The sequence below is a fragment of the Treponema sp. R80B11-R83G3 genome (assembly GCF_054786115.1).
Window position 1 is genome coordinate 1 of the sequence record NZ_BDHF01000143.1, and the last position, 3448, is coordinate 3448.

4 protein-coding genes are annotated in these 3448 nt (G+C 38.1%); 1 reads left to right on the forward strand and 3 read right to left on the reverse strand.

Translation table 11 applies throughout. The annotated features are described in order from the left end of the window. From ACYVRH_RS11680 to ACYVRH_RS11690, 3 genes are all read right to left on the reverse strand, one after another. Positions 1 to 610, reverse strand: a 610-nt coding sequence (locus tag ACYVRH_RS11680) for a tetratricopeptide repeat protein (RefSeq protein ID WP_461257090.1), incomplete at its 3' end; no start/stop codon positions are given. 158 nt (positions 611 to 768) lie between these two features. Then, positions 769 to 1779: an HAD-IC family P-type ATPase gene (locus ACYVRH_RS11685; RefSeq protein WP_461257091.1), complete on the reverse strand. Its 1011-nt coding sequence runs from the start codon at positions 1777 to 1779 to the stop codon at positions 769 to 771. A 58-nt stretch (positions 1780 to 1837) separates the two neighbouring features. Continuing rightward, positions 1838 to 2197: an ArsR/SmtB family transcription factor gene (locus ACYVRH_RS11690; RefSeq protein WP_461257092.1), complete on the reverse strand. Its 360-nt coding sequence runs from the start codon at positions 2195 to 2197 to the stop codon at positions 1838 to 1840. 211 nt (positions 2198 to 2408) lie between these two features. On the opposite strand from ACYVRH_RS11690, the gene ACYVRH_RS11695 reads away from it, so the two are divergent. Beyond that, the gene (locus ACYVRH_RS11695; RefSeq protein ID WP_461257093.1) at positions 2409 to 3299 is read left to right on the forward strand and encodes a mechanosensitive ion channel family protein; all 891 of its coding nucleotides are present in this window, start codon (positions 2409 to 2411) and stop codon (positions 3297 to 3299) included. Positions 3300 to 3448 lie beyond the last annotated feature (149 nt).

Here is a 3448-nt window from a genome sequence, read left to right on the forward strand (position 1 = left end):
CAGGCGTTATATATTTTGCGGCGTTTCTTAGAGACTCAATAGATGCGTTTAAATCGATCACATTACTATCTTCGCCTATTCCAAATAAGTAAGTTTGACCTAAAAGAAAATGTGAAAAAGGGTCGGTTTCGTTTTTATTAATTGATTCATGTAAATCTTTCAAAGCCTCTTCGTAAAACCCTTTAGCATAACTCTGTAATGCCCTATTGTATAATTCTCTGGCCTGAGTACATAATGGATTTTCGAGCGTCTTATTAATATCATCCATTTTTTTACAAATCGCCTTTGATGATTCCTGTACGGTACTATTTAAATAGGCAAGTCCCATACTCATTTTGGAACCCATATCCCCTAATTGCCTTGAAACATTCATAAGCGAGCCATCGAGTTGTTGCGTATAATTGTACAAGGCATTTTCTGTTGCAATTTGATTGTCAATAAGCGTCGATTTTATTTCTCCGGCAAATAACGCGCTAGCGGCGATCTGCCTGTTGGAATTACTTTCTATTTCAGAACTAATGGATTTATTAATTTCTCCTATATATTCAATATATGAACGCTCTTTTGCGGTATATTGGCTATAATAAGAAGGTACAGGTACATCGGACATAATTTACTCCTTGTGTTTATAAGCCTTTATTATACATATTTGATATAATATTACAAGTCTTTTTCAATAATCCAAATTAAATAATATCTGTATATACCTGTAAAACCGGTATTTAACATTTTATATACTATTGTTTTTCTTTAAAAAACCATAATTTCTCAAAAAAAATCCAATTTGTTAAACGCTTCCAGAAAATTGCCGCCCTTTACAAGAATGCCGTTTTTTGCGGCGGCTCCAATACCTGCGAAAAATCCCATTGGGACAGACAAAACCAAGGCGCACGGGCAGGAAATTACAAGAAACACAAGGGCGCGGTGTATCCAAAGTTTCCATTCTAACATGAAAATCAGAGGCGGCAGAACGGCAAGCAAGAACGCGAGTATTACGACAATGGGCGTGTAGTAACGGGCAAACCTTGTAATAAAGTTTTCTGTTTTTGCCTTTTTATTTGCCGCGTTCTCCACCAGATTAATTATTTTAGAGACGGTAGACTCGCCGAATGTTTTTGTAACTTCGATTGTCAATTTCCCGCTTAAATTCACGCTGCCTGATAACGCTTCGCTCTTTACGTCCGCTTTTTTTGGAACAGATTCACCCGTTAACGCGGACATATCAAGCATAGAAGACCCGTCCGTAACAACACCGTCCAACGGAATTTTTTCGCCGGGCTTAACGATAATTACGTCTCCTATGCAAACGCTGTCAGGAGACGTTTTAATAATTTCACCGTTCTTAAATAAATTAGCGTAATCCGGCCTTATATCCATCAAACTTGTAATTGATTTTTTTGACTTATCAACCGCTCTTTCCTGAAAATATTCGCCTATCTGATAAAACAGCATAACGCCCGCCGCTTCGGGGTATTCACCGATTGCGAACGCCCCAATCGCGGCGATGCACATTAGAAAATTTTCGTCAAACACCTGTCCTTTAAACAAGTTACCAAACGCTCTCAGTATTATGTCAAATCCAAGCAAAAGATAAGCCGCAGTAATAAGAATAAAAGAAATATAACTATCCTGTAAAATTTTACCAAGGATGATTCCAGAAATTAAAATGACGGCTCCGGCAATCATTCTAATAATATTTTGTTTTTCATTAAGTTCTATACTAAGTCGTTTTTGCGTTACAGGTTTGCAGTCATCAGTATTACAACAATCACAAGCCATTTTTTCATTCCCCTTTTATTTATAAAGCTAAAATATCAACATCAGAACATTCCCGATGTTACTCCTTTATATGTTCAAAACCTTTCTCAAAAATATCTTTTACGTGTTTGTCCGCAAGCGAGTAAAGAACAATCTTTCCCTGTTTTTCGTATTTAACAAGGTTTGACATTCGCAGTAATTTTAATTGATGGGAAACTGCCGATTTTGTCATATCCAGCAGAAACGCCAAATCGCATACGCACATCTGTTTGCAGAAAAGCGCCCATAAAATTTTTAAACGGGAATTATCAGAAAACATTTTATACAAATTCGCCAAATCATAAAAATCCTTGTCCTTAGGCATTAAAGGGCGAACCTGCTTTACTACCCCTTCATGGATAACATCGCAATCGCATGTAAACTGATTATTTTTCTTCATTTTTACGCCCCTATCTCATTAAAAAACGCTTTAATAATTGAACACTTGTTCAACTATTAAAATATATAATATTGCGGCGTTCTTGTCAAGCTTTTTTAATTATTTATTTAAATTTAATAATCAATTATTTGTCGTTCTAAGTAATAAAAAATTTGTTAAAAATAGTTGAAAAATACAGTTTTTTATGGTAAACATTCATTTAGGACGGTTTATGGGACAGCAAATTATAGACATTTGGAAAAATCATTACGCCGTAATACTGACGCTTGCAAAAAATCTTGCTGCGACGGCGGTTATTCTCATTCTTGGCTTGAGTCTTTCCAAAGGGGCGCGCAATCTGGTACAAAAAGCCAATTCAAGACTGCCGCAAAGCGATGAGACTGCGGTTCCCCTACTGCAAGCGGTTATCCACTACGGAATCATCATTATCTGCATTATTATAATCCTCAATATTTTCGGGGTAAGCACGGCAAGTCTTATTGCAGTCCTTGGCGCGGCGGGCGTGACAGTCGCCCTTGCGCTGAAAGACACTCTTGGGAATATCGCCTCTGGAATAGTCCTAATTTTTTTGGGAACATTCCGCAAGGGTGAGTACGTTGAATTCGGTTCATTTAGCGGAACCGTAAAAGAGATAAATTTGTTCACCACGATTTTGGAAACCCCCGACGGCATTTTCATCTCCGCCCCCAACTCCAGCATCTGGGGCAGTCCCTTAAAAAATTATTCCCGAAACGGAAAACGCAGAATGGAACTCTCAGTAGGCATAGCCTACTCAGATTCAGTTGATGCCGCTTTTCAGGTAATGAAAGACATTATCAACGCGGAAAGCCGTTTCTTAAAAGACCCAGCCCCCGAAGTTTTCCTGCAATCCCTTGAAGACAATTCAGTAAAAATCACAATCCGCGCATGGGCCGCAAATCAAGATTACTGGACAATCTACTGGAAAATGAATAAAACCATCAAATCAAAAATTGAAGAAGCCGGCCTGCACATCCCCTTTCCCCAACGCGACATTCACATTATAAAAGAAGAACCCATGGATTTTTTCGATAAAACTTCACACAAAGAACACAAAGATACAAAGCTCACTAAGGGGGATTAGGGGTTGTTGTTTAAAAGCTGATTGTCCTGCCCACGCTGAACTTGCCGTTTTAGACCAAAGCATATAAGGTGGTATACAAAAGCCCAGGAGGGAAACATGGGCAAAAGAAAAAGTTATACTGCCGAAGAAAAAGTAAAGATTCTCAGAGA

Coding starts and splice junctions, on each gene's coding strand:
- ACYVRH_RS11685 (WP_461257091.1), bottom strand. CDS start 1,779: ATGGCTTGTGATTGTTGTAATACTGATGACTGCAAACCTGTAACGCAA.
- ACYVRH_RS11690 (WP_461257092.1), bottom strand. CDS start 2,197: ATGAAGAAAAATAATCAGTTTACATGCGATTGCGATGTTATCCATGAA.
- ACYVRH_RS11695 (WP_461257093.1), top strand. CDS start 2,409: ATGGGACAGCAAATTATAGACATTTGGAAAAATCATTACGCCGTAATA.